Raw genomic sequence first — 25,116 nt, 5'->3', positions numbered from 1 at the left:
CGTAACTATGGTAACTGGTACTGGCGGCGAACTCATCTACGATGCGCTGGTCGACGCGGGTGTGGAATTGCTCGTCGGCCTTCCCGGAACCCAGACGCTTCCCTTGGACCGGATCGTGGTCCGGCGTGACGAAATGGCGTATTTGATGGCCCGGCACGAAACCGCGGTCCCGCACATCGCGTGGGGATACTTCGAGACGACCGGCCGACCTGCGGCGACGCTTACCGTCCCCGGCCCCGGGGACACGAACGTGATGCACGGGCTACAAAACGCCCACGAAGATTGCGTACCTATCCTCCACGTTTCCGCCGACGTGAACCCCGAGGACCGCGGAAAGGGTCCCATTCACGAAATCGAGTCGGACACGTTCGACAACGTCGTCAAGCGAAACGTGACCGTGAAAGACGAACTCGAACTCCACGAACTGGTCGAAGGGGGAATCGAGACGGCCCTCTCCCCGCCGTGCGGTCCGGTTCGACTCGGGGTTCCGTCGGGCCTCCTCGCGGCCGATATCGAGGTTCCCGAGGTGAGTGTAACCCCTGAACGGGTCACGTACGGGAACGACACCTATTCGGAGGCTGCCGAACTCCTCGCCGAAGCGGACCGACCGGTGATATACGCCGGCGGCGGGGTACGTCGGTCGCCGGAGGGGGGTCGCGTCGTCCGGGAACTCGCCGAGGCGCTCGATGCGGCCGTCATCACGTCCCTCAAGGGAAAAGGCGTCTATCCGGAGAACGACGACCGGTGGCTCGGCGTCACCGGAACCCACACACCCGCGGGAATGCGCGAGGCGCTCTCCGCCGCCGATATCGTCCTCGCACTCGGAACCGATTTCGACGGCGTCACGACCGCCAATTGGGAGCTTCCAATGGGGGAGACACTCGTCCACGTCACGCTCGACACCGACGACGTGAACGAGGGATACGACGCCGACATCGCCATCGTGGACGACGTCACCCGAGCGGGCGACCGCATCCTCGCGGACTTGGATGGCCGGGGCGGGGACGGTTGGAACGGTGCCGACGTCGCCCGACGCGTCCGCGCTGAGTACGAGAACCATCTCCACGACCTCGGACTCTTCGACGGCGACTCCCCCGCCAACACGCCGGAACTCCTCGCGGCGGTCCGCGAGGCCACACCTCGTGCGTCGCCGGTCACGACGGACGTGGGAGGGTTTCGACTCTGGTCGATGCAGACGTTCGAAACCGACGCCCCGGACCGATTCGTCACCGCCGGGTCGTGGGCCGGGATGGGGGTCGGTCTTCCGGCGGCGATCGGTGCCGCAGTCGGCCGTTCCGACGGGCAACCGGTCGTCTGCCTCACCGGTGATGGCGGACTGATGATGTGCATCCACGAACTCCACACCGCCGCCGAGTACGGCCTCAACGTCGTGGTCGTGGTCTCGAACAACGCGGATTACGGCATCATCTCGAAGTCACCGAAGATCATGCAGTACACGGACGGTCACGAGTTCACGTGGGACCGTCCCGACTTCGCCGAAATCGCCGAGGGCTTCGGCGTTCGAGGGACGAGCGTCGACACGGCGGCGGCGGCCGGTGACGCCGTCGCGGACGCGGTGGAGCGACGGGCAGGGCCGGAGCTCATCGACGTGACTATCGAAACGGAAGAGCCGTCCGCGGCGGCGGCCGCGGACTACGAAACCGAGCTCTCGTTCAATTGAAACCGGATTCGCCTTCGAGCAGGTGTTCCTCGACGACGTCCTCGTCGAGTTCGATACCGAGTCCCGGTCGCTCGGGCACCTCGATGTAGCCGTCCTCGATGAGCGGGTCGCTCGTGTGCAGGTCGTCCCACCAATCGACTTCGAGCGCGTGGTATTCGAGGACGTCGAAGTTCGGAATACAGGCACCGAGATGCACACACGCCATCGTTCCGATGGGGCTACAGACGTTGTGCGGCGAGAACGCGATGTAGTTCTCCTCGGCGCGGTTCGCGATGGCCTTCGATTCGGCGAGACCGCCGCAGGTCGACGGGTCCGGCGTGACGATATCGACGCCGAAGTCGTAGAGGAGGTCTTTGAACTCGTGGACGCGGAACCTGTTCTCGCCGGTCGCGAGCGGGATACCGGTCGCCCGGGCGACTTCGCGCTGGGCGTCCATGTTCTCCGGGGGAACGACGTCTTCGAGCCACATCAGGTCGTAGGGTTCCAGCTTTCGTGCGACGCGTTTCGCGCTGTCTAACGAGTAGTCCCAATGGATATCGAACGCGAGGTCGATTTCGTCACCGATGGCCTCGCGGACCGCCGCGACGATATCCACCTTCCGCTGCACGGCGCGATTCGACACCCGTCCGTTGTACGGGTCCGGGTGGTTGTCCATCTCCATGTCGAGGTCGAACTTGAGGGCGGTAAAGCCCATCTCTGCTACACGCGCCGCCTCCTCAGCGTACGCTTCGGGGCGATAGGCGTCCTCGTCGTGATGGGCGACGTATCCGTCCTCGGTCTCGAACGCTTCGCCCGCGTGGCAATCGCAGTAGATTCGAACCGCGTCACGATACTTCCCGCCGAGCAACTGATAGACCGGAACCCCCAGGACTTTTCCCATGATGTCCCAGCAGGCGATTTCGACGCCCGAGGCGGCGGTCACGACCTTTCCGGTCGTGCCGCCGTGGCCGGACATGTCCTGCACGATGCGACGGAAGATGCGCTCCGGGTCGAGCGGATTTTCCCCGACGAGGAATCGCTTCATGTATTCCATGAGGTCCGTGACCGTTCCGCCGCGATAGGACTCGCCGATGCCCGTGACACCCGCGTCCGTGTGTACTTTCACCAGATTCCACTCGAAGTTCCCTTCGACGACGGCGGTCTCGATATCGGTGATCTTCACGTCCCGTTCCGGCGCGCGGTTGGTCGCGTGGTTGGAAAAGTCACGCATCAGTCCCGTCCTCCGCGTCCGTTCCGCTCGCTACCTTTCAGCGTGGCGTTCGCTTCCATGGGATAACGTTCGATGTACGGAATCGAACCCATATAACCATTGGCACCGGATACCGTACGACACAATCGTTTAAGTGAACGCTTTCGCAACGAATGATATGGAATTCCCCGACGCGAACGAACTCGCTTCCGTCGTCCCCGACGTGGAGTTACCGCGGTTTGCGCGGGTCCGTCACGAACCGTCCACGCCCGAACTCAAGGACCCCGAGTCAACCGCCCGAAGGGAAGTCGATTCCCTCCCGCTCGACCGCGCTGAAGCGGGTTCGACCGTCGCCGTCGGCGTCGGAAGCCGCGGCATCGACCGCATCGACACCGTGACCGCCGCCGTCGTGACCGAACTCGCCGACCGCGGGTTCGACCCGGTCGTCGTTCCCGCGATGGGGAGTCACGGCGGGGCGACCCCGGAGGGACAACGTTCCGTCCTCGAATCCTACGGCATCACCGAGGACGCACTCGACTGCCCCATCGACCCGCGCACGGACACGACCGTCCTCGGGGAGACCGACCGCGGATTCCCCGTTCACTGGTCTACGGCCGCCCTCGAAGCGGACGCCACGCTGGTGATAAACCGGGTGAAGGCACATACGAACTTCCACGGTGCCGTCGAGAGCGGTCTCACGAAGATGAGCGTCATCGGGTTGGGGAAACGGCAAGGTGCCCGGAACACGCACGAACACGCCATCGTCGACGGGTACGAGACCGTCCTCCGCGACGCGTTCGACGTTATCGCCGCCGAATCGAATCTCGTCGGCGGCATCGCGCTCGTCGAGAACTTCCACGACCGACTCGCCGAAGTGGCCGGCATCCCCGTCGGGGAACTGCCGGACGGTGAGACGCCGCTGTTGGAACGGGCGTACGAGTACATGCCGACGCTTCCGTACGACGAACTCGACGTCCTCGTCGTGGACCGGATGGGGAAGGACGTCTCGGGGGCGGGCATGGACACGAACGTCATCGGTCGATACAACGTGTTGAACGCGGACGACCCCGAGTTCCCCGACATCAAGCGGATTTACGTCCGCGGACTGACCGAGGCGTCCCACGGGAACGGTGCTGGAATCGGTCTCGCGGACGTCACCCGACGGTCGCTGGTCGAAGGACTCGACCTCGCACAGACCTATACGAACATCATCACGAGCAACTCCCTCGCGAAGGCGGCACTTCCGGTAGTCCTCCCCACCGACGAGGCCGCGGTGAACGTCACGCTCGGCTCGGTCGGTCCGTACGACCCGGAACGGGTTCGTGTCGCCTGGATTCGCGACACCGGCCACCTCTCGGAGTTCCGTATCTCGGAGGCGCTCGTCGACGAAGCCGAGAACGTCTCGGTCGAGGACTGGGAGCGCCTCGACTTCGAGGAGGGTAAAGCCACTTTCGAGGAAATCCAGTAAGATAGCGCGGGCATCCCTACATTTTTCATGGAGTCCGTCGTAGTATGAATATATGAACACGAAAGATGATTTCAATTATGGGCCCCGTCCGGTTCCCGAGGGGATTATTCTGGACGCTTGCGGTGAACGACCGCTCCCCGAACTCGGCGTTATCGAGCAGCTGTGGAAGACGGACCCGATTCCGGAGGACCGAATCGCGGACGTTGCGGCGGAGGCGGTAGATTCGTTCGACCTCGCGGACGTCCCCGGGGGCGGCGAAGTGGCCGTCGGGACGGGAAGCCGAGGTATCGCGAACGTCCCCGGTATCGTTCGCAGCGTCGTCGCCGAACTCCGCGAACGCGGATACGAACCCTTCGTGTTCCCCGCGATGGGGAGCCACGGCGGGGCCACCGCCGACGGCCAGCGTGAAATGCTGGCGTCACTCGGCGTCACCGAGGACGCTATCGACTGTGAGATTCGTGCGACGATGGACACGACGGTCGTCGGAGAGACCCCCGACCGCGGCGTCGAAGTTCACGCCGACGCGAACGCCGCCGCGGCGGACGCCATCGTCCCCATCAACCGAGTGAAACCGCACACCGACTTTCAGGGCGACGTCGAGAGCGGTCTCTCGAAGATGCTCGTCATCGGCATGGGGAAACAACGGGGAGCGAAGACGGCCCACGAGTGGGCGATGGACTGGAGTTTCAGAAACATGATCCCCGAAATCGCATCCCTGCTCGTCGAGGAGCTTCCAGTCGTCGGTGGGGTGGCCATCGTTGAGGACGAACACGACGATACCACGACCATCGAAGGTGTCCCTCCCGAAGGGTTTCTCGACCGAGAAGCCCAACTGCTTGAGGAAGCGTACGACCGTCTTCCGACGATTCCGTTCGACGAGGTGGACGTCCTCGTCGTGGATCGGATGGGAAAGGACGTTTCTGGGTCCGGAATGGATACGAACGTCATCGGACGACTCGTGTTCGGCCCCGAACCCGCCCCGGAGACGCCGAACATCGAACGGATCTTCGTCCGCGGGCTCACCGAGCCCTCTCACGGTAACGCGACGGGTCTGGGGTCAGCCGATTTCATCCACGCGGACCTCTTCGAGGCGATAGACCTCCCCGACACGCTCGTGAACGGCCTCACGGCATCGGCACCCCGAGGTGTCCGCATCCCTCCGGCCGTCGAGACGGACCGAGCAGGCCTCCTCGCCTGTCTCTCGACCATCGGCGTCACATCCCCCGAAGACGCGCGCGTCGTTCGTATTCGCGATACGATGCGACTCGGTCGCTTTGCGGCGTCCCCCTCGCTGATAGCGGAAGCCCGAGAGCGCGATGACTTGCGTGTCGCGTTCGAACCGGAGCCCATCGATTTCGAGGACGGCCAGTTCGTCGAGAACGTGGTCGAAACCACTGGTCCCTGATGGTGTCGCGGTGTTCGAGTCACTGTGCGGGCTCATTCCGTCTTTCAGAACGATATCGGAAGATATTCGACAACGGAAGAAACGTGCCGAGGATAAATCGTGCCGTTGCACCGGTCTCTCGGTGAAATACACGCATCTCAACTGAACCGTGGTAGAAATAACATCTGACAAACGTGTACTGATAGAATACATACCCGACGAATATTAACAAACATGGGGAATAATATCTATAACGTGACTTTATATTTTCCACTCTTCGATGTAGCATAAATTTATAAAATGATGTGAATCTGAGTTCTCAAATAGAGAATAAGGTCCTCGGAAGAAAACATCCGTCGTAGCACGGTTTCGGATCCATCGAACGAACGATCTCGACGGGAACTGCCCACTCGAAGTCCAACCCCGGCGTCAAACAGGGGGAAACACCCGTGATGAATAGAGGTGGTTCTTACAGACAGAACGGTATGATCACAGACGTCATGTCGTCCCACCGATCGGTTTCATCCTGCTGATCGCGTCGAGCGGGACGGGCTGATACTCGGGCGGAACCGATACGGTCCAAAAACGGGATGGATAAGCGATGATGAATGGTGCTCCCTGGAGACCGTTGTCGACTCGATGAGGGCTGATCGAATGCATACCGGTACCTCCGATTTCGCTGTCTCCCATCCGAAAACCTCCTCCTTCGACACATCGATCGCCGAAGGCCGCGAATTCATTACAATGGTAGTGATGTAACGAGTGGGCCCCCGGCGGAGTAGTGACGACGATGACGGAGCAATGATTCCGATACTAGCGGACGAATTCTCCCGATGGTTGTTCCAACGTCAGTACCATCGTCGACCGACTGCGGGGTGAACGGACTACATTTGTCGTCCTCGCATCCGCCACTGACCGAATGAGTCGCAGTCGATACTCCGCTCTTCGGGCGGCATCTCCGCCAGAGGGGCCACTCTCCACGATCGTTCCGATAGTATCGAAACGGGGCTATTCACCGTCGAACCCCTCCCGAAGGGGACGACCGCTTAATCGTCCGGAATGTTTATTGCAGTTGATAGAGAGTCAAACGATATGTCTGAACGCTCGATACGACACGGACTGCTCGATGGGGAGTTTTCGGTCGGTACGTTCCAACTGCTCGATTCGACGATGGTTTCGGAGATGATCGGCATCGCGGGGATGGATTTCGTCATATACGACCAGGAGCACGGGCCGTTGACGGCGGAGACGACGCTGAAACTCTCGACCGCCGCGCAAAACAGGGACGTCGCACCCATCGTCCGCGTTCGCAACAACGAGGAGGCCGAGATACAACGTGCGCTCGATATCGGGGCCGCCGGCGTCCAGGTGCCACAGATAGAAACGCGTGCTGATGCCGAAGCGGCCGTCGAGGCGGCCCGTTTCGACCCACTCGGGAGTCGTGGACTCTCGAAGTACGTCCGTGCCGGGGACTACGTCGGTAGCGAGACGTACACGGATGACCGGAACGAGGAGACCCTGTTGGTCATCCAAGTCGAGGGTGAGCGGGGCGTCGAGAACATCGACGAGATACTGGACGTCGACGGTATCGACGTCGTTTTCCTCGGGCCGTACGACCTCTCGCAGTCGCTCGGGATTCCGGGGCAGGTAACGGACGACCGCGTCGAGGAGCTCATGGAACGCGTCTGTGAGCGGGCGGCCGACACGGAGACCGTCGTCGGTGCGTTCGCCGACGACGCGGAGATCGCGAACAAATGGATTGACGCGGGCGTCCAGTACATCACCCTCGGCGTCGAGGTGGCCCTCTTCACCGAGTACCTGGACGGCCTCGTCGACGATGTCGACCTCCCGCAAACGGACTGACGGCCCTCCCGTAATCCGGAGCGACTGCTGGTAGAGCGACCACGTGAGAAAAGAATAGCTGTCGTCGGATGGTCGAGAGGGGTTAGTCGACCAACGACCGGGTTTCCCAGTCCTTCTCGAACAGGTTTATCGTGTGCACCTCGTCTTTTGCGCCCGAGTACGCGTGCTCTTCGACGACGTCCATATCGAGTTCGACGCCGAGACCGGGACGCTGTGGAATCTCGATGTGACCGTCCTCGACGACGACGGGATCGACGAGCAGGTCGTTGACCCACTCGACGTCGTACGTCTGGAAGACTTCCTGTATCATGAAGTTCGGGACCGCGGCGTCCACGTGGGCCGAAATCGCCGTCGCGACCGGTCCTTGCGGGTTGTGGGGTGCGAAGCTGACGTGTTCGGCCTCGGCCTGCGCGGCGATCTTCTTCGCCTCCGTGATGCCGCCGGTGTTCATGATGTCCGGCTGGACGATGTCAACGTCCGTGTTCGCCAGCAGGTCGCGGAACTCGTACTTCGTCATCAGCCGCTCGCCCGTCGCGATGGGAATCGGCGACTTCGCCGCCACCTTCCCGAGACTGTTGATGGAATCCGGCGGGCACGGCTCTTCGAACCACGTCGGATGGAACTCCGAAAGGGCGTTCGCGACTTCGACGGCTTGCCCGGCCGTGAACCGACCGTGACCTTCGATGAGGAGGTCCACGTCGGGACCGACGGCTTCCCGCACCGCGCCGACGATATCGACGGCGAGGTTGAACGTCTCGCGGTCCATTCGCTGCCACGACTTTCCGAACGGGTCGAACTTCATCGCGTCGTAGCCGTCATCGACGACCTGTTCTGCGGCTTCCTGCCACGTCGCCGTGTCGTCGGTCGTCTCGGTATACCACCCGTTCGCGTAGGCCCGTATTTTGTCGCCGTGGACGTTTCCTCCGAGGAGTTCGTACACCGGGCGGTCGAGTACCTTCCCTTTGATGTCCCAACACGCCATGTCGATGGCCGAACAGACGGTCGTATTGACGACGTTTTTGGAGAACCACTCGTCGCGGTACATCTCCAGCCACAGTCGCTCGGTTTCGAAGGGATCCTCCCCGATGAAGAAATCGCTCATCTCTTCGATGGCGGCAGCGATGGTCTCGGGTTTGTCGTGCGTCGTCGCCTCGGCGAGTCCTTGGATTCCTTGGTTCGTCTCTAACTGGACGAACACCCAGGGTTTCCACGGATTGGCGACGACATACGTTTCCACGTCGGTGATGTGCAACTCCGACATAGTTATCTGTTTAACTAAGGTCGTAATAATACTTATCCTTCGGATGGATATCGTGGAACACCTCCGCGGAGACGGTCGTTCGAACGGCGTTTCATGTCCACCACTATCCGATAGTATCGGAAAAATATTTGGTGGATCGGGAACTGGGTAGAGTATGAACACCGAACCGGACGCAAAAATCAACTCGACCGCGATATCGTTCGAAATCGTCGAACATCTCAAAGAGAAGGGAGGTGCGACGTTGAGCGAGGTCGTAGACTTCTTCGAAATGCCGACGAGCACGGTACACGATCACCTCCAAACCCTCGTTGCGCTCGGCTATGTGCTGAACGACGACGGGACGTACCGAATCGGAACTCAGTTCCTCGAATTGGGTGGTTATGCACGAAGCCATTCGCGTATCTTTCAGGTGTCCGAAGCGGAGTTACAGAACCTAGCCAGCGAAACGGGAGAGCACGCCAATTTGATGATCGAGGAAAACGGGATGGGCGTCTTTCTGATGAAACAGAAGGGAAAGGAGGCGATCAAAATCGATACGTACGAAGGGATGCGGGTGTATCTACATACGACCGCGATGGGAAAGGCGATACTAGCGTTCATGGACGAATCCCGACTCGAGAGCATCCTCTCACGACACGGTCTTCCCCGCATTACGGAGCACTCCATCGGAAACAGAGAAGCTCTCGAAGCGGAATTGGACGTGATTCGGGAACGGGGGTACGCGACGGACGACGAGGAGCGACTCAACGGGATTCGTTGCGTCGCGGCACCGGTGACGACCGACTCTGGAACCGTCGCCGGTGCGGTCAGTATTTCGGCACCGAAGAACAGGATGCAGGGGGAACGCTTCGAGGAAACGTTTCCGAAGAAGATCCTCGGAACGGCGAACGTCATCGAGGTGAACATGCGACACATGTGACGAACCGGAGCCGAACCGCTGTGCACCTTCGGCGTGAATCATCGAACGGAAACCGGTCGACGCCACCATCGGACATCGCGATTCCGTCTCGAAAGTCGGTAGCCTCTCGGCCACCGGGCGGACGACATTCCGTCCGCTCAACTCGACGCGAGACCCCTTCTCCCAGTGAGGGACGTTCCTCCACGGGCAGTCAGGTGGTAATCGGGACCGACAACCTCTGTCTCCCACGGGAATTCCGCAACTGGCAACAGGTGTATTCTCGATATCAGAACCGAATGACGCGAAGGGTGTCTATCCCGTCCGTTCCCCCGTAACGGTCGAGTGAGAATCCGGACGATGACCTACCACGTCGATTCGCCCCGATAGTGGACCTTCCGTTACATCACTACGTGTGTAATTGGGTCGGGAAAGGAACCCGATAAATGATCGATTCGTGGCGTGTAAGTCGTGGCGGCCCGCGTCCCGAATACCTCCGTCGGTGATCGGTTGCCGCGGATAAAACGCCGACTTTCACGCGTTGGATGAGGAGGGCGTGTACCGCTGAAAACGTCTCGGAACGTACCGGCTCTCCGCCCGTCCGTTCCGTCTCGTTGTATACTGCTCAAACGTCCCGTCGGTATCCCGGTGTGAGTACGGTCGGAGGTGGCACTCGGCGAGATACGGAAACCGACCGACGGAACTGCCCGATACTATCGAATGGTGTCCCGGAATCCACCGCATCGGGAGTCTCGCTGATACCGTTTCGGTCTGTAACGCCGTCAGTGTCGGATGGACGGCATATCGGGAGAGTTGGCGCGTTCACTATGGATTTTAACGAACAGTGAAAAACACGTACTAAACTCGCACGAACGATAAATCTACAGCGAATGACGATGAATTACGGATTTTTTCAAATGCAGAATGGTGACGGACCCCGGAGTTCCGATAGTCGGCGATTCCCCGCGAACAGGTGTTCTGATATACAGAAATCATTCTTTGAATCACGTCTATTTTCCGCGGATTATGCCTTTTATCAACAAAATTTGTCGCTTGTATTCTCTAATGCAGAACAATTTTTTCACTACAAAGATTGAAAATCTTCAAAAATGTCTCGTGAATGGCGGGCATACATCTCGGTCCGTACGCTTCATCCGGTGTAGACCGACAAATCAATAAAGTAGTCCGGGTGAGGTGTAATACCATGGTTTACAGAGCCGGTATCATCGGCACTGGCGGTATCGCGGGAATGGGCATCCTCGGGATGCACGACGAAGCGGACATCGGTCGGAAGAAGTTCCGAGCGAGTCACGCCGGCGGTTACAACGAAATCGACGAGGTCGAACTCGTCGCGATCGCCGACGTGAACGAGGAGAAACTCGAACGATTCGGCGACGCGTGGGACGTTCCCGAAGCACGGCGCTACGTGGGACACGAAGCGATGCTCGCAACCGAGGATTTGGACGTGATCTCCGTCTGTACCCCATCGTACCTCCATCGGGACCACGTCGTCGCGGCGGCGAACTCCGCCGCCGATCCGGCCGTCATCTGGTGTGAAAAACCGATCGCCGCGAGCGTTGCCGAGGCCGAGGAGATGACCGCGATCTGTGAGCGAACCGGGACCGAACTCGTCGTCAATCACTCCTTCCGGTTCACCGAGAATATTCGGGACCTCCGACGCGCCATCGATGACGGCATCGTCGGGGAGACCAAATCGATATCCGCCGATTTCCGACGCGAACTGATGCGCAACTCTACCCACCTGCTCGACCTTCTGGTGTTCCTGCTCGACGCCAGAGCGACGACGGTCAGCGGCTACATCAACGGGGAAAACGACGCCGTCGACGCGCTCGGTGGGACGCAGGAGGTGACCGACTCCGGCGGCGGCGGCCACGTGCTTCTTGACGACGGCACCTTCGCCACCGTCGACTGTACCGTCGCCCGCGAAATCTCCTCGATGTGCCTCCAGTTCGTCGGGACGGATGGAAAACTGTACCTCAACAACGACGACGGCGAGTGGCGATACTGGCGTCTCGAAGACGGCACCCACGTCGAACGACCCATTCCCGGCGTTTCGGGTGCGTGGTCGTGGGAGGAAGACTACAGGCAGGCGTTTCCGAACGCCGCCGACCACATCGTGAACCTGTTGAACGGTGACGCCGAGAACCACTCCCCGGGAACCGACGCGACGCGGTCCCTCGAAATCATCGTCAGTTTCTACATCTCGGACTACACGGGAAGCCACGTCGACCTGCCGCTCGACACGCCGCTCAAGGACGTGCGAATCACGTCGTGGTAACGATGCGACGAATCGACACGCACGTCCACGCGTGGGGAGCGGACTCGGAGGCACACCCGTGGTACGAATCCATCCTCCCGCCGGGGTGGTCGGGACCCTATACGCACGAGGACCTCATCACGGACATGAATCGGGAGGGTGTCGACGAGAGCGTCGTCGTCACCACGCCGCTGTACGGCAGGGGGCGGAACGCGAACGCGTACACCCTCGAAGCCATCGCGGCACACCCCGACCGTCTCTACGGCGTCGGCCTCGTGGACTTCTTCGCCGACGACGTTCGGGACCGTCTCCGGACGGTTCTCGACCACGACCGCATGCTCGGCGTTCGGATACACGCCGCGTTGGAGTACGACGACGCGCCGACGAAACTCGACCGCACCGGCGACTGGATTCTCGACGACTCGCTCACTCCAGCGTGGGAGGAACTCGCGGCGCTCGACGCTTGCGTGTTCGTGTTTCCGAAGGCACAGCAACTGGGATCCGTCGCGAAACTGGCGGACACCCACACCGACGTCACGTTCGTCGTGGACCACATGGCGTGGCCGGACGAGACGACGAACCCGGACGCGGCACCGTGGAGCGATTTCAGCGAGCTCGCGACGCACGATAACGTGTTCGTGAAGGTGAGTTCGCTTCCCCGTTCGTCGGGCGAGGGATGGCCGTATCGTGACCTCTGGGACTACGTCCGAAACCTCGTCGAGTGGTTCGAGGCCGACCGCTTGATGCTCGGATCCGACTATCCGTGGATGGACGATTGGGCGACGTATTCACAGTGTCTCGACTGGGTCGGGGAGGCGCGGTTCCTCTCGCCCCGTGACCAGCGCTATCTCAGGGAGCGGACCTTCACTGAACGCTTCGACGCGTGACCCTGCCGCAACGAAAACAGCTTTGAGCGTCCGTCGGAATGCTGAAGACATGTCTCACGTTAGATTTCGTGACCCGGCAGGTTCCGTCCGCAAAGGTTCGTGGACGAACGACGGCATCGTCTTCGGCGACAGCACCTACGACCCCGACGAGATAGATATTCTCCCGCCGACGGAGCCGAGTAAAATCGTCTGCGTCGGACTCAACTACGCGGACCATGCGGCCGAATCGGGAATGGACATCCCGGAACGCCCGCTGTTGTTCCTCAAACCGCCGAACTCGGTGGCCGGACACGGCGATACGGTCACGCTACCGGCGGGAAAAGAGCAAGTCGAATACGAGGCCGAACTCGGCGTCGTCATCGGGAAGCAGTGTCGAAACGTCGCCGCCGAGGACGCGGACTCGGTCATCGAGGGATACACCTGCGTCAACGACATCTCGAACCGCGACGACCAGATGGTCGAACAGAACTGGATTCGCGGAAAGGCGTTCGACGGATCCGCGCCCATCGGTCCGGTGATCGCCCCGCCGGACGAGGTACCGGACGACGCGGCGGTCGAACTGCGGTTGAACGGGGAGGTAAAACAGCAGTCGTCCCGCTCGGAGTTCATCTTCTCGGTGCCGGAGATAATCGAGGAAATCACGGCGTACATGACGCTCGAACAGGGTGACGTCATCATCACGGGAACGCCGGCGGGCGTCGGCCCGCTGTCCGACGGGGACCGCGTCGAGGTCGAAATCGAGGGCGTCGGAACCCTCGAACACGGGGTCAGAACGGACTAAAATCGCGGTATCACTTCGTCGCCGAACAGTTCCATTCCCTTCGTCTCGGGGAAGTCGAGAAACAGCAACTGAAGTTTGTGGAACCCGAGGTCTCGAATCGCCTCGATTTGCTCGGCAACCTCCGCCGGGGTTCCGATGAGGAAGTCCCCTTTTTCCCGCGCGTCCGTCGCGTCGGATAGCTCGTCGTCCATATCCGACTCCTCTCCCCACGGAAGCGGGAAGATTCGGTCGCAGTACTCCCGCAGTTCGTCTTCGTCCTCCCGGACGAGGACGTGGGCGAGCCACGACCGTTCGACGTCTTCCGGGTTGCGTCCCTCCTCGCGGAGGTACTCGTCGAACTTTCGAACTTTGAACTCGATGGGTTTTCCGCGGGCGCGGGCGCTGATTTCGACGTTCCACTCGTCGGCGTACCTCGCGGCGAGGCGCAGCATCCGCGGCCCGGCCCCCCCGACGACGAGCGGCGGATACGGCTCCTGTACCGGTTTGGGTTCGTTGTACGCGTTCTCGATGTCGTAATGGTCCCCCTGGAAGGTCGGGGCGTCCTCGGTGAACATCGTTTGAAGGACGCATATCGTCTCCTCCAGCATGTCGATTCGCGTATTGACGTCCGGAAAATCGAAGCCATAGGCGGCGTGTTCCTCCTCGTGCCATCCCGCGCCGAGGCCGAGTCGGAGACGGCCGTTCGAGAGGATGTCGACGGTCGTCGCCATCTTCGCCAGCAATGCGGGATTTCGATACGTGATCGACCCGACGAGGGGGCCGAGGTCGACGTCGTCGGTTCGCTCCGCGAGCGCGCTCAGAAGCGTCCACACCTCGAACTCCTCCCGTCGGGGGCCGAGCATGAAGTGATCGGGTGCCCAGAGACCTTCGAGGCCGGATTCGACCGCCCTGTCGGCCCCGACGAGTATCGAGTCGCGGTCGAGGGTCTCGTAGAGCGGTGCGTCCCGGTGGATTCCTGCACCGGCGTAACACTGTACCATCCAGTCGAATTGCATGAGTAGAACGGTTCGTCGTACCCCGTTAAGTGTTCGGTCGGAACGCAAAATACATCAATTATCAATCATGAACGTTTTCGGGTTTCGGTTTCCTCCGGCGATTTTCTCGATATCCGGAGCGATATAGTGCCGCATGATGATATCAGGTGACAATATATTTATGATTAAAGTTATAATGCACACCTTCAACATGGTAATAATGCCATCCGTTACCAGAAGACGATACATTGCGGGTTCCGGTGCCGCCTCGCTTACCGCGCTCGCCGGCTGTTCGGACTTTTTCAGCACCAGTAGCGGTCCCAAGAGCAGCGAACTGAACAAAATCGGCATTTCGATGTACGTTCGCGGCGGTTCGTGGATCACCGCCTTCAAGGAAGCCGCCGAGTTTTACTGTAAGGATCAGGGAATCGAGGTCGACATTGTTCCGAACCAACAGAGCGCCCAGAAGCAGGCGTCCGACATCCGTCAATTCGCTAATCAAGACTACGACGGCATCATCGCGAGCGTGTGGTCGACCGGTGCCGTCAAATCGGCCATCGATTTCGCGGAGAAGCAGGGCGTTCCGGTCTTCACGGCCAACGCCGACACCGCGAGTTCGAAGGCGAAACTGTACGTCGGATTCAGCAACGCCGCCGGCGGAAAGAAATCCGGCGAACAGATGATAAAGGCACTGGAGGAACAAAAATCCGACGAGGACACGTGGCGCGTGCTGAACATCCGCGGCCCGCAGGGGAACCAGTCCGCGAACCAGCGCAGTCAGGGCTTCCTCGACGCTGTGAAGAAGAACGACAAGATCGAAGTCGCGGACACGATAAACGCCGAGTTCGCACAGGACAAGGCAAAGAGCAAGGTGAGTCAGTGGCTCAACTCGAACGGGAACGTCGACGGCATTTATTCCGGAAACCTCTCGATGGGACTCGGCGTGAAGACGGCCGTCGAGCAGGTCGGGAAGTTGAAGAAGAAGGGGGAGGACGGCCACGTCGTCCTCACGCAGATGGACGGAAGCCCGCAGGTGAACCCGCTCGTCAAGAAGGGGTACATCGACGCCGCGGTGGACCAACCGAACTACTTCTACATGCCCATCGCCATCGAATACATGCGCCAGTACATCGAGAACGGCGACGACGCGATACCGAAGGCCGGAAATCAGGTCTCGAAGAGCGACCTCAGCATCAAGCCGCACAAGCACAAGGGCGTGAACCTGTGGAAGAAGGCCATCTGGAGTCCGGCCAAAATCAAAACGCAGAACGACCACCCGTGGTTCCAGACGAACAGCATCGTCATCACGCAGGAGAACGCGGATAAACCCTACCTCTGGGGTAACATCTGGGGATAAACGAATGGTGAACACATGAGTACATCCACCAACGGATTCCTCGGACGGTTCGCCGACGACTCGGAGGATTTCGTCCTCGCGCTCCTCGAGTACATGATCTGGCCGATCCTCCTCGTCGTCGTCGCTTTCGTTGCGGTGCTCGTTCCGAACACGTTTCGGAACATCGTCTCGGTGCAGTTGATCCTGTGGCAGGCGGTGCCCATCGGACTGCTCGTCCTCGGCGAGAGCATCTGCCTCCTCTCCGGACACTTCGACCTCTCGGTCGGGGCGATAATGGGGTTCTCGGCGATGCTCACCGGCATGTTGCTCGGGAACTGTCCGAGTTGCTGGGGCGTCATCGGCAGTCCGGCGCTCGGATTCGTCATCATCCTCGTCGTCGGGGGCCTCATCGGCGTGTTCAACGGCGCGATGATCAGCAAACTCGGTATCAACCCGTTCCTCCAGACGCTCTCGACGCTCATCATCCTGGAGGGCGCGAAAACCGCGCTCAACACCCAACCGGTTCCCGTTCCGCAGGGATACTTGGTCCCCGGTTCGATTCCCAACCTCGCCATCCTGATCACCATCGTCGCGTTCGTCGTCGTCGGCTACGTCATGAAGTATTCCGAGTTCGGACAGGAGGTGTACGCGCTCGGCAGCGACAAGGACTCGGCGCGCGCCGTCGGGGTCAACACCGACCGTGTCACCATCACCGTCTACGCGATAAGCGGCGTTCTCGCCGGACTCGCCGGGTTGATGAGCACCGGATACACGGGCGTCGTTCCGCCGCTCATCGGTGAGGGCCAAGTGTTTCCCGCGTTCGCGGCGGCGGTCATCGGGGGGATAAGCTTGTTCGGCGGCCGAGGGAAGATATCGGGCGCGCTCGGCGGCGTCCTCCTCCTCGGCGTGATTCAGGCCGCCCTGAACATCAGCGGCGTTCCGGCGACGCAAGTCCAAGTCGTCAACGGCTTCGTGTTGCTGATCGCCATCCTGCTGTACAACACCCAAGAGAGCATTCGAAACCGCATCCTCGCGGCGAGCGCATAACCATGACAACGCAACCCAACGAATCGACTCGAACCGGGACGGAATCGGACGTGAAGATGCGATTGGAGGACGTGGAGAAGCGGTTCGGGCGTATCGTCGCGCTCGAAAACATCGACCTCGAAATATACGAGGATCAGATATTCGCGCTCGTCGGCGACAACGGTGCCGGAAAGTCGACGATGATGAACGTGCTGTGTGGCGTCCACGAACCGACGTCCGGACAGCTGTACTTCGAGAACGAGCCGGTTCACTTCTCCAGTCCGAACGACGCCCGAGAGACGGGTATCGAAACGGTGTATCAGGATTTGGCGTTGATGAATGACCTCGACGTCGCAACCAACATCTTCATGGGTCAGTTCCCGAAGCGGGGCGTCGGACCGTTCAGCATCATCGATTGGGAGGAGACGTACGAACGCGCCGATCACATCATGTCCGACCTGCTCGGGCGCGACATCGACCCGGAAACGGAGGTCGAATTCCTCTCGGGCGGCCAGCGCCAACTCGTCGCGGTGGGGCGAGCGCTCGCGTTCGACCCCGACGTCATCATCCTCGACGAACCGACGAGTGCGCTCTCCGTGGATGCCACCGACCTCGTCTACGAGACTATCGAACGATTGAAACGGGAAGGGCACACCATCATCGTCGTCAGCCACAGTTTGGAGACGGTCATGGAGTACGCCGACCGGGTCGCGGTCCTCTATCAGGGAGAACTCGCCGAAGTCGCGTCCGCAACCGAAACCGACGTCGAAACGTTGACCGAACTGATGATAGCGGGGACGGCATCGGGTGGCTCATGAGTCCTGATCCGACCACGCTCGTGTCTCCGTCACGGAGCGGGGAGACGGTCACGTGACCCGATTCGGGTTCTTCGCCTCACTGGAGGAGTTCTCCCCTGAGGAGTGCCTGGACCAGGTCGTAACCGCCGAGGCCGCGGGATTCGACAGCGTTTGGGTCAACGACCACTTCCATCCGTGGTTCGATCACCTCGCGGACGGGTCGCCCGCGAACGGCGGCAACTGTTGGTCGTGGCTGCCCGCCGCCCTCGAACGAACGAGTGACATCGAGATCGGAACGGGCGTCACGGCGATGCTGAACCGCTATCATCCGGCCAACGTGGCCCATCGACTCGCGACGCTCCTCGAACTGTATCCCGACCGGGTGTTCCTCGGAATCGGAACCGGGGAAGCCCTGAACGAAACGCCGCTCGGCAATCCGTGGCCGGAGTACGCCGAACGCGCGCGACGGACGGCGGAAGCCATCCGTATCGTTCGCACCCTGTTCGAGGAGGAGTTCGTGGAGTACGACGGCGACTTCTGGTCGCTCGACGGCGCGAACCTGTACACGGGGCCGGACGAAGCCCCGCCGATTCACGTGGCGGGGAGCGGGCCGACCTCCGCGCGAATGGCGGGGGATTTGGCCGACGGCTACGTCACCGTCTTCGAACCCCCGGAACGGGCGGCGGAGGAACTCTTCCCGGCGGTACGGCGCGGCGTCGAAAAGTCGGCGCGGAACGACTCGTTCGACGACGTCGAGCGAACCGTACACATTCACTGCTCGCTCGCGGAGACGAAATCGGCCGCGCTCGAACCGTGTCTGCCGTGGCGACTCACGCTCCTTCCGATGGTCTTCGAACAGGACATCGCGGACCCACGCTACTTACAGCGACACGGCGACCGGGTCAGCACTCGCTATCTGGAGGAGCAGTTCGTCATCACGACGGACCCGCAGGACCTCCTCGACGTCGCGGAGCGGTACGTCGATTGCGGGTTCGACCACGTCGTCTTCCAGAGTTCGAGTCCGGACCAGGAGGCGTTCTGTGAGGCGGTCGCCGACGTCGTCATGCCGTCGCTTTCCTGACGGACTCTCATGCCCTCGAACGACGGAGCGGAATTTTGAACTCAAACACCATCCGCAATGCCACTAAATTCATAAGAAAAAATCCTGATTGTAGGGAATGATTTAACTTGTGCTATTCTCATCGTATGGTATGGCATCTGGTGGCAAAGGTAGCCAGTGGCACAGAGACATTTCCGACCGACGACGATACCTCAAAACGCTCGGTGCGATCGGTCTGGGTGGAAGCACCGTCCTCGCGGGGTGTACCGGCGATTCCGGTGGCGAGAGTGAGAAGTACGAGAAGGCGTTCTCGACCGTTCCGACGCTGGAGAACGATTACTGGAACGCGTTCAAACGCGGGTATTCGAAAGCGACGGACGCGTACGGTGTCTCCACGAACATTCAGGCGAACGGCGGAAGCACGACGGACATGCTCTCACAGGTCGATTCGGCGGTCACGCAGGGTTCCCAATCCATCATCGGCACCGCGAGCAAGGATTCCGGCGTCCCGTCGCTCGCGAAGAAGGCCAAAGACGCCGATGTCCCGTTCATCGAGATGTGGGCGATGGGAAAGTGGTACACGCCCCCCGACGCCGGGGAACAGTTCGTCCAATACAACATCCCCGAACCGGTGAAGACGGGCAAACTCATCGCGAAAGTCCTGTTCGAGGAGATGGGCGGGTCGGGGAACTTCGTCCACATCACGGGGATGCTCGGAACGGTCGGCGCGAACGGGCGAAACATGGGCGTCGAGGAGGCGATGAAGGAGTATCCGGACGTGAAGCGACTCGGCAAGCCGTTGCCCGGCGACTGGGTTCGCGGGAAATCACGGCAGGCGATGCAGTCGTTCGTCTCGAAGTTCGGGGATAAGATCGACGGCGTCTATGCACAGAACGACACCGAGGCGCTCGGCGCGCTCACGGTCTGTCGCGAGAACGACCTCGACGTTCCCATCGTCGGCTACGACGGCGCGAAGGAAGCCGCAAAGGAGATCAAAGCCGGTCGCGGTAAGGACGAAGCGCGAATCGTCGGGTCGCTGACGGCCCATCCGCCGTGGCAGGCGGGGTGGGCCGTCGCCAAGACGTACGACTGGATTCACGGCTGGCGACCGAAAATCCCGGAGCGGATGATGTTCACCGGCGGCACCATCATCGTCAAGAACCCCGGCGAGTGGAAGGACAAAATCGACTACACGCTCACGACGCCCGAGACGTACCTCGACAACGTCTTCGGGGACGGAGCGATGCCGTACGACTGGGAGAAGATGTCGGTGAAGAAGGCCGGGAAGGACTCGTGGGACCCGCAGAACAAACTCGTTCCCATCCGCAAGAGCGACTTTTACCAACTGCTCTGGAAGGAGAAGAACAAGCCGAACGGCTACTCCCTCCCGAAGGAGTACGGTAAGAGCAAGCAGTTCGACGAGGTCGAGCAAACGTACGCCGACCGGTACAAATCGAATCCGTATGAGTGAATCCGAACGAACCACGTCATCGAGCGCCCTCCAACGCCCCGAATCCGAATCGGAATCCACGGACGGACTCGTCGTCGACGACGTCTCGAAGTCCTTCGGCAACGTCGACGCCCTCGTGGACGCGTCGCTGACCGTCGAACCCGGCGAAGTCGTCGGACTGGTGGGCGAGAACGGCGCGGGTAAGAGCACCCTTCTCAAGATACTCACCGGAATCCATCGTCCCGACGACGGGGCGTTACGACTCCACGGTTCGCCCGTCACCGTCGACGGTCCCCGCGATGCCGCATCGAAGGGCATCTCGCTCGTGCATCAGGAACAGGACGTCGTGCCGAACATGACGGGAGCGGAGAACCTCTATCTCGGGCTTCTCGATGCGTTCAGCACGGCCGGTGTCTTCGACCGGTCCGCCCTCGAAGCCGCCGGGAACGACGTTCTCGACGATCTCGGCATCGATCTCGACCTCACGGAGCGCGTGGCGACCTACTCGTTCAACGACCGCCAACTGCTCGAAATCGCAAAGGCGTTCAGCTACCTCGAAGGGGTGGACCATCCTTTCATCCTGCTCGACGAACCGACGGCGGGCCTCGAAGAGGAGGGGCGAAACGTCCTGTTCGACCGCGTGAGCGAACTCCGGGACAGCGCGTCGTTCGTCTTCGTCTCCCACGAACTCGACGAGGTGCTCGAACTCGCCGACCGAATCTACGTCCTGAAGGACGGTCGCGTCGTCGAGGAGACGCCGACCGAGGAGGCCACGGAGGAACGCCTCCAACGGGCGATGGTGGGACGCGAAACGACGGACGAGTACTACCTCACGCCGGAACAGCGGTCGATTTCGGCCGACGCATCGACCGCTCTCGCGGCCGATGACCTCGGGGCGGACGACGGGATTTCCGAGGTCTCGTTCGAGCTACGGGGCGGCGAAATCCTCGGCGTCGTCGGCGTCGACGGTTCCGGGAAGGAACGACTCGGTCGACTGCTCGGCGGTCCGACGGTGCCCGACCGAGGACGTATCATCGTGGAAGGAAGGGAAGTCGACCCTCCGACGGTGTCGAACCTCGTCGATGCCGGCGTCGGCTACGTTCCGAAGGAACGGAAATCGGAGGGACTGTTGCTCTACCAATCGCTCCGCTCCAACGTCTCGCTTCCCAGTCTCGGCCTGTCGACGCTCCACGAGCGACTGCCGGTCGTCGGGGATGGCCTTCCGCTGGTCGACTTCGAACGCGAACGCGACCTCGCCGAGCGAGCGGTCGAGGAACTGGCCATCAAGACCCCCGGCGTGGACACCCTCGTCCACCAGTTGAGCGGCGGCAATCAGCAGAAGGTCGTCCTCGGCAAGTGGGTGGTCCGCGATACGACCGTCCTCGTCCTCGACAACGTGACGCGCGGAATCGACGTCGGCGCGAAGGAGGAAGTGTACCGACTCTGTCGAAGCCTCGCCGACGAGGGCGTTGCCATCCTGTTCATCGGGGACGAACTCCCGGAGGTCATCGGACTGTCGAACCGCATCCTCGTGATGAAGAAAGGCCGCATCGTGCGAACTATCGACGCACCGGCGGACGAGAAACCCGACGAAGAAACGCTCATACGGGAGATGATCTGAGATGGCGACCGAACTATCGACACGGACGAGGGAATGGCTGGACGAATACCGCGAGCGAAGAACCGTGCAGGATTGGCTGGTGGACATCGGCCCGTTCGCCATGCTCATCCTGTTGGTGGGCCTCTTCTCGTTCACGAGCGACGTGTTCTTCACCTACGGCAACTTCATGGGCGTGCTCAAGAACAGCACGATACTGCTGTTCGTCGCGTTGGCGGGAACGTACCCCATCCTCCAGCAGAGCATCGACCTCTCCGTCGCCGCGAACGTCGGGTTGAGCGGCGTCGTCACCGCGATGCTCGTCGGCCAGTTCGGCCTCCTCGCGTTACCGCTCGGCGCAGGCGTCGGTCTCGTCCTCGGAATGTTGAACGGCGTCGTCTTCACGAAACTCAAACTCCCCTCGTTTTTGGTCACGCTGGGGACGCTCTCCGTCGCCGAGGGGAGCGCACTCCTCCTCACGGGAGGGTCCTCCGTCCCGTTCCGAAACGCCACCGTCGGGTGGATCGCGACGGGCGAACTGGTGCCGACGATTCCGAACCTCGTCCTCTGGGGTGCGCTCTTCTACGTCGTCACGACGTTCGTGGCTTGGAAGACGACCTTCGGGCGGTACTGCTACGCGCTCGGCGAGAGCGAGTCCGTCGCGGAACTCTCGGGCGTCGACGTCGATCGGTACAAAATCGGCGTCTTCGTTCTCTCCGGACTGCTCTGTGGCGTGGCTGGCGCGCTGTTGGCCGCCCGCATTTCCTCCGGTGCCGCGTCGATGGGGGACGGCCTCCTCCTCCCGAGCATCGCCGCCATCGTCATGGGCGGAACGGCGCTCACCGGCGGCGTCGGCGGACCGCACCGGACCGTCCTCGGCGTGTTCGTCATCGCCGTCCTCCGAAACGGACTGGACCTCAGCGGCGTCCACCCGTTCGTGCAGGAGATAATCCTCGGATTCGTCGTGATAGGTGCCGTGTGGATGTCGATGGACCGGGAGAAGATAGACATCGTGAAGTGACCGACCGCGGTGGAATTTCGATTCCGGCAATCGAGCGACGAACCACGAACGGCGGACTGTGGCCCGCACTAATTTTATGTGAGAGAGGGCGAAACGTCCCGTATGGCAGTACTTACTGAAATCGCTGATTACCGTTGTCACACCGGCGAAGGACCGCTCTGGCACCCGGACGAGGGACGCCTGTACTGGGTCGACATCCCGAACGGGCGGTTGTTCCGGTACGACCCGGCGACAGGTGACCACGAGCAGTGTTACGAGACGGACGTCATCGGCGGCTTCACCATTCAAACCGACGGGTCGCTCCTCCTGTTCGAGGACAGGGGACGAATCGAGACGTGGGACGACGGAACCACCCGGACCGTCGTTGACGAACTCGACGCCGAACTGGACTCGCGGTTCAACGACGTCATCGCCGACCCGCAGGGTCGGGTCTTCTGCGGAACGATGCCCACCGATGACCGCCTCGGGCGATTGTATCGTCTCGACACGGACGGAACGATCACGGAACTGTTCGACGGGGTGGACATTCCCAACGGAATGGGCTTCACGCCGGACCTGACAGGGATGTACTTCACCGAGACGGAGGCGGACACGGTCTATCGATTCGAGTACGACGAGGAGTCCGGCGAACTCTCGAACCGGGACGTGTTCCTCGATACGACGGACGAACGAGGGAGTCCGGACGGGATGACCGTCGACGCCGATGGCTACGTCTGGACGGCGTACTGGGACGGCGGGTGTCTCGTCCGGTACACGCCGGACGGGACGGAAGACCGACGAATCGAGTTCCCCGCGCGGAAAGTCTCCTGTATCACGTTCGGTGGACCGGAGTACGAAGACGCCTACGTGACGACCGCACTCGGTCCGGGAGAGGGCGAAGCGGGGACGCGGGCCGAGGAGGGCGAAGGTGCGGGGATACTCTTCGGACTTTCGCCCGGGGTGGAAGGCGTACCCGAGTTCCGTTCGGACGTTTCGGTGTGAGCGTCGGAACGGACGTCCGGAAATCCGGACGTCCGGAGGTCGGTGCCGCCTGACGACGGTCAGTGACCCCAGAGGGTGTCCCCGTCCCGGTATCGCGCGTCCGTGATTCGGTCCCACTGTTCGTCGGTCAGGTCGACGTCGCACGCGCCGACGTTCTCGTCCAACTGCTCCGTCGTTCGCGCGCCGATTATCGGCACGCAGGTGAAGTCGTCGTGGTCCATCAGCCAGCGAATCGACACCTGCGCGGGCGTCGCGTCCACTTCGTCCGCGACTTCACGGATGGCGTCGAGAACCTTCCAGCCACGCTCCGACGCGTAGTAGTCGCCGAACACGTCGTCGAAGTCCGCGCGGGACCCGTCCGGACCCGCCACTGCTTGCGGGTCGTCGGAATCAGCGCGTTCGTACTTGCCGGTCAGGAACCCTCCCGCGAGCGGCGAGTACGGACAAACCGCGAGGTCCTGGTCCGCGCAAACGTCGAGATAGTCGGCCACGTCCTCGTAGTATCCCGCGTGGTGGAGCGGTTGCGTGACTTCGAACCGTTCCCAGTCGTGAACGTCGGACTTCCACAGCGCCTTCGTGAGTTGCCACGCCGCCATCGTGGACGCCCCGAGATAGTTCACCTTCCCCTCTTCGACGAGGCCGTTCAGCGCGTCCAACGTCTCCTCTATCGGCGTCTCCTCGTCCCAACGGTGGATGTAGTAGAGATCGAGGTAGTCGGTGCCGAGTCTGTCGAGCGTTCCGTCGATTTGGTTCCGGATGTGCGTCCGCGAGAGCCCGGAGCCGTTGGGACCCGGCTCGCCCCATCCGTCGAAGGGGAAGTACACCTTCGACGTGAGGACGAAGTCCTCCCGGTCGTGATCCGAAAGCCAGTCGCCGATGTACTCCTCGCTCGTCCCGTTCGGATTGCCGTAGACGTTCGCACTGTCGATGAAGTTGATTCCCCGCTCCCACGCGGCGTCGAGCAGTTCGTGTGCTTCCGCCCGGTCGGTTTCGAGGACGTCGCCCGTCCGCTTGCCGAAACGCCACGTTCCGAAACAGAGTTCGGAAACCTTCGTTCCGGTCGAACCCAATGTACGATATTCCATCGTCCGAACGAACGGTTTGGAGCGACAAAATCGCTTGCATTCATCGACGAACCGGGCGAGAACCGAACAGTTCCGGCAGGGGGTCGAACGTTCCGAGATGTG

General features: G+C 61.3%; 20 protein-coding genes. 16 read left to right on the top strand and 4 right to left on the bottom strand.

Annotation, left to right across the window (positions count from 1 at the left end):
* Positions 1-7 precede the first annotated feature (7 nt).
* Positions 8-1,681, top strand: coding sequence for a thiamine pyrophosphate-binding protein (locus LJF34_RS22355; protein ID WP_231187967.1), 1,674 nt, complete (start codon positions 8-10; stop codon positions 1,679-1,681).
* Here the strand turns inward: LJF34_RS22355 and LJF34_RS22350 are convergent.
* Positions 1,674-2,891, bottom strand: a complete 1,218-nt coding sequence (locus LJF34_RS22350; protein ID WP_231187965.1) for a mandelate racemase/muconate lactonizing enzyme family protein — start codon at positions 2,889-2,891, stop codon at positions 1,674-1,676. The genes LJF34_RS22355 and LJF34_RS22350 overlap by 8 nt on opposite strands.
* A gap of 157 nt (positions 2,892-3,048) precedes the next feature.
* Between LJF34_RS22350 and LJF34_RS22345 the strand changes: the two genes are divergently transcribed.
* The 3 genes from LJF34_RS22345 (at position 3,049) to LJF34_RS22335 (ending at position 7,585) form a co-directional block, all read left to right on the top strand.
* Positions 3,049-4,338, top strand: coding sequence for a lactate racemase domain-containing protein (locus tag LJF34_RS22345; protein WP_231187961.1), 1,290 nt, complete (start codon positions 3,049-3,051; stop codon positions 4,336-4,338).
* Positions 4,339-4,390: 52 nt separating this feature from the next.
* Positions 4,391-5,743 (top strand): DUF362 domain-containing protein, encoded by a 1,353-nt coding sequence (locus LJF34_RS22340; RefSeq protein WP_231187959.1) that lies wholly within the window; start codon positions 4,391-4,393, stop codon positions 5,741-5,743.
* Between the two features lie 1,071 nt (positions 5,744-6,814).
* Positions 6,815-7,585, top strand: coding sequence for an aldolase/citrate lyase family protein (locus LJF34_RS22335; RefSeq protein ID WP_231187957.1), 771 nt, complete (start codon positions 6,815-6,817; stop codon positions 7,583-7,585).
* An 82-nt stretch (positions 7,586-7,667) separates the two neighbouring features.
* Here the strand turns inward: LJF34_RS22335 and dgoD are convergent, their stop codons facing one another.
* Entirely contained in the window at positions 7,668-8,846 is a 1,179-nt protein-coding gene (gene dgoD, locus LJF34_RS22330) for a galactonate dehydratase (protein ID WP_231187954.1), read from the bottom strand.
* A gap of 154 nt (positions 8,847-9,000) precedes the next feature.
* Here dgoD and LJF34_RS22325 point away from each other — a divergent pair, with 154 nt between their 5' ends.
* From LJF34_RS22325 to LJF34_RS22310, 4 genes are all read left to right on the top strand, one after another.
* A complete protein-coding gene (locus tag LJF34_RS22325; RefSeq protein ID WP_231187951.1) occupies positions 9,001-9,765 on the top strand; it encodes an IclR family transcriptional regulator in 765 nt (254 codons plus the stop codon).
* 1,180 nt (positions 9,766-10,945) lie between these two features.
* Positions 10,946-12,040 carry a Gfo/Idh/MocA family oxidoreductase gene (locus tag LJF34_RS22320; RefSeq protein ID WP_231187949.1) on the top strand — a complete coding sequence of 365 codons (1,095 nt, stop codon included), beginning with the start codon at positions 10,946-10,948 and terminating at the stop codon, positions 12,038-12,040.
* Positions 12,041-12,042: 2 nt separating this feature from the next.
* Positions 12,043-12,906 carry an amidohydrolase family protein gene (locus LJF34_RS22315; RefSeq protein ID WP_231187947.1) on the top strand — a complete coding sequence of 288 codons (864 nt, stop codon included), beginning with the start codon at positions 12,043-12,045 and terminating at the stop codon, positions 12,904-12,906.
* A 49-nt stretch (positions 12,907-12,955) separates the two neighbouring features.
* Complete coding sequence (locus LJF34_RS22310) at positions 12,956-13,687, top strand: fumarylacetoacetate hydrolase family protein (RefSeq protein WP_231187945.1); 732 nt, start codon at positions 12,956-12,958, stop codon at positions 13,685-13,687.
* On the opposite strand, the gene LJF34_RS22305 is transcribed toward LJF34_RS22310, so the two are convergent.
* Positions 13,684-14,682 carry an LLM class flavin-dependent oxidoreductase gene (locus LJF34_RS22305; RefSeq protein ID WP_231187943.1) on the bottom strand — a complete coding sequence of 333 codons (999 nt, stop codon included), beginning with the start codon at positions 14,680-14,682 and terminating at the stop codon, positions 13,684-13,686. The two genes, LJF34_RS22310 and LJF34_RS22305, sit on opposite strands and share 4 nt — an antisense overlap.
* Before the next feature lie 199 nt (positions 14,683-14,881).
* Between LJF34_RS22305 and LJF34_RS22300 the strand changes: the two genes are divergently transcribed.
* From LJF34_RS22300 to LJF34_RS22265, 8 genes are all read left to right on the top strand, one after another.
* Positions 14,882-16,018: a substrate-binding domain-containing protein gene (locus LJF34_RS22300; protein WP_231187941.1), complete on the top strand. Its 1,137-nt coding sequence runs from the start codon at positions 14,882-14,884 to the stop codon at positions 16,016-16,018.
* Between the two features lie 15 nt (positions 16,019-16,033).
* On the top strand, positions 16,034-17,044 hold the full coding sequence (locus LJF34_RS22295; RefSeq protein WP_231187939.1) for an ABC transporter permease: 1,011 nt from the start codon (positions 16,034-16,036) through the stop codon (positions 17,042-17,044).
* A 2-nt stretch (positions 17,045-17,046) separates the two neighbouring features.
* Positions 17,047-17,841 carry an ATP-binding cassette domain-containing protein gene (locus tag LJF34_RS22290; protein ID WP_231187937.1) on the top strand — a complete coding sequence of 265 codons (795 nt, stop codon included), beginning with the start codon at positions 17,047-17,049 and terminating at the stop codon, positions 17,839-17,841.
* Between the two features lie 52 nt (positions 17,842-17,893).
* Positions 17,894-18,901: a TIGR03557 family F420-dependent LLM class oxidoreductase gene (locus LJF34_RS22285; RefSeq protein ID WP_231187935.1), complete on the top strand. Its 1,008-nt coding sequence runs from the start codon at positions 17,894-17,896 to the stop codon at positions 18,899-18,901.
* 130 nt (positions 18,902-19,031) lie between these two features.
* A complete protein-coding gene (locus tag LJF34_RS22280) occupies positions 19,032-20,351 on the top strand; it encodes a sugar ABC transporter substrate-binding protein (protein ID WP_231187933.1) in 1,320 nt (439 codons plus the stop codon).
* Positions 20,344-21,951, top strand: a complete 1,608-nt coding sequence (locus LJF34_RS22275; protein WP_231187931.1) for a sugar ABC transporter ATP-binding protein — start codon at positions 20,344-20,346, stop codon at positions 21,949-21,951. Before LJF34_RS22280 ends, LJF34_RS22275 begins: the two co-directional genes overlap by 8 nt.
* A 1-nt stretch (position 21,952) precedes the next feature.
* The gene (locus LJF34_RS22270; RefSeq protein ID WP_231187929.1) at positions 21,953-22,948 is read left to right on the top strand and encodes an ABC transporter permease; all 996 of its coding nucleotides are present in this window, start codon (positions 21,953-21,955) and stop codon (positions 22,946-22,948) included.
* Between the two features lie 102 nt (positions 22,949-23,050).
* Positions 23,051-23,929: an SMP-30/gluconolactonase/LRE family protein gene (locus LJF34_RS22265; protein WP_231187927.1), complete on the top strand. Its 879-nt coding sequence runs from the start codon at positions 23,051-23,053 to the stop codon at positions 23,927-23,929.
* A 59-nt stretch (positions 23,930-23,988) separates the two neighbouring features.
* Here LJF34_RS22265 and LJF34_RS22260 read toward each other — a convergent pair whose 3' ends face one another.
* Positions 23,989-25,014: an aldo/keto reductase gene (locus LJF34_RS22260; RefSeq protein ID WP_231187925.1), complete on the bottom strand. Its 1,026-nt coding sequence runs from the start codon at positions 25,012-25,014 to the stop codon at positions 23,989-23,991.
* Positions 25,015-25,116 lie beyond the last annotated feature (102 nt).

This window comes from Haladaptatus sp. DYF46, from assembly GCF_021083305.1.
Taxonomy (GTDB): Archaea; Halobacteriota; Halobacteria; order Halobacteriales; family Haladaptataceae; genus Haladaptatus.
Note: the sequence above shows the minus strand (reverse complement) of the source record. Positions and strands in the feature narration are given on the sequence as shown.

Excerpts from the sequence above, each read along its gene's own strand:
- dgoD (WP_231187954.1), bottom strand. The coding sequence starts at position 8,846 with ATGTCGGAGTTGCACATCACCGACGTGGAAACGTATGTCGTCGCCAAT.
- LJF34_RS22280 (WP_231187933.1), top strand. The coding sequence starts at position 19,032 with ATGGCATCTGGTGGCAAAGGTAGCCAGTGGCACAGAGACATTTCCGAC.
- LJF34_RS22270 (WP_231187929.1), top strand. The coding sequence starts at position 21,953 with ATGGCGACCGAACTATCGACACGGACGAGGGAATGGCTGGACGAATAC.
- LJF34_RS22345 (WP_231187961.1), top strand. The coding sequence starts at position 3,049 with ATGGAATTCCCCGACGCGAACGAACTCGCTTCCGTCGTCCCCGACGTG.
- LJF34_RS22355 (WP_231187967.1), top strand. The coding sequence starts at position 8 with ATGGTAACTGGTACTGGCGGCGAACTCATCTACGATGCGCTGGTCGAC.
- LJF34_RS22295 (WP_231187939.1), top strand. The coding sequence starts at position 16,034 with ATGAGTACATCCACCAACGGATTCCTCGGACGGTTCGCCGACGACTCG.
- LJF34_RS22290 (WP_231187937.1), top strand. The coding sequence starts at position 17,047 with ATGACAACGCAACCCAACGAATCGACTCGAACCGGGACGGAATCGGAC.
- LJF34_RS22315 (WP_231187947.1), top strand. The coding sequence starts at position 12,043 with ATGCGACGAATCGACACGCACGTCCACGCGTGGGGAGCGGACTCGGAG.
- LJF34_RS22340 (WP_231187959.1), top strand. The coding sequence starts at position 4,391 with ATGAACACGAAAGATGATTTCAATTATGGGCCCCGTCCGGTTCCCGAG.
- LJF34_RS22265 (WP_231187927.1), top strand. The coding sequence starts at position 23,051 with ATGGCAGTACTTACTGAAATCGCTGATTACCGTTGTCACACCGGCGAA.
- LJF34_RS22260 (WP_231187925.1), bottom strand. The coding sequence starts at position 25,014 with ATGGAATATCGTACATTGGGTTCGACCGGAACGAAGGTTTCCGAACTC.
- LJF34_RS22275 (WP_231187931.1), top strand. The coding sequence starts at position 20,344 with ATGAGTGAATCCGAACGAACCACGTCATCGAGCGCCCTCCAACGCCCC.
- LJF34_RS22320 (WP_231187949.1), top strand. The coding sequence starts at position 10,946 with ATGGTTTACAGAGCCGGTATCATCGGCACTGGCGGTATCGCGGGAATG.
- LJF34_RS22325 (WP_231187951.1), top strand. The coding sequence starts at position 9,001 with ATGAACACCGAACCGGACGCAAAAATCAACTCGACCGCGATATCGTTC.
- LJF34_RS22305 (WP_231187943.1), bottom strand. The coding sequence starts at position 14,682 with ATGCAATTCGACTGGATGGTACAGTGTTACGCCGGTGCAGGAATCCAC.
- LJF34_RS22350 (WP_231187965.1), bottom strand. The coding sequence starts at position 2,891 with ATGCGTGACTTTTCCAACCACGCGACCAACCGCGCGCCGGAACGGGAC.
- LJF34_RS22300 (WP_231187941.1), top strand. The coding sequence starts at position 14,882 with ATGCCATCCGTTACCAGAAGACGATACATTGCGGGTTCCGGTGCCGCC.
- LJF34_RS22310 (WP_231187945.1), top strand. The coding sequence starts at position 12,956 with ATGTCTCACGTTAGATTTCGTGACCCGGCAGGTTCCGTCCGCAAAGGT.
- LJF34_RS22335 (WP_231187957.1), top strand. The coding sequence starts at position 6,815 with ATGTCTGAACGCTCGATACGACACGGACTGCTCGATGGGGAGTTTTCG.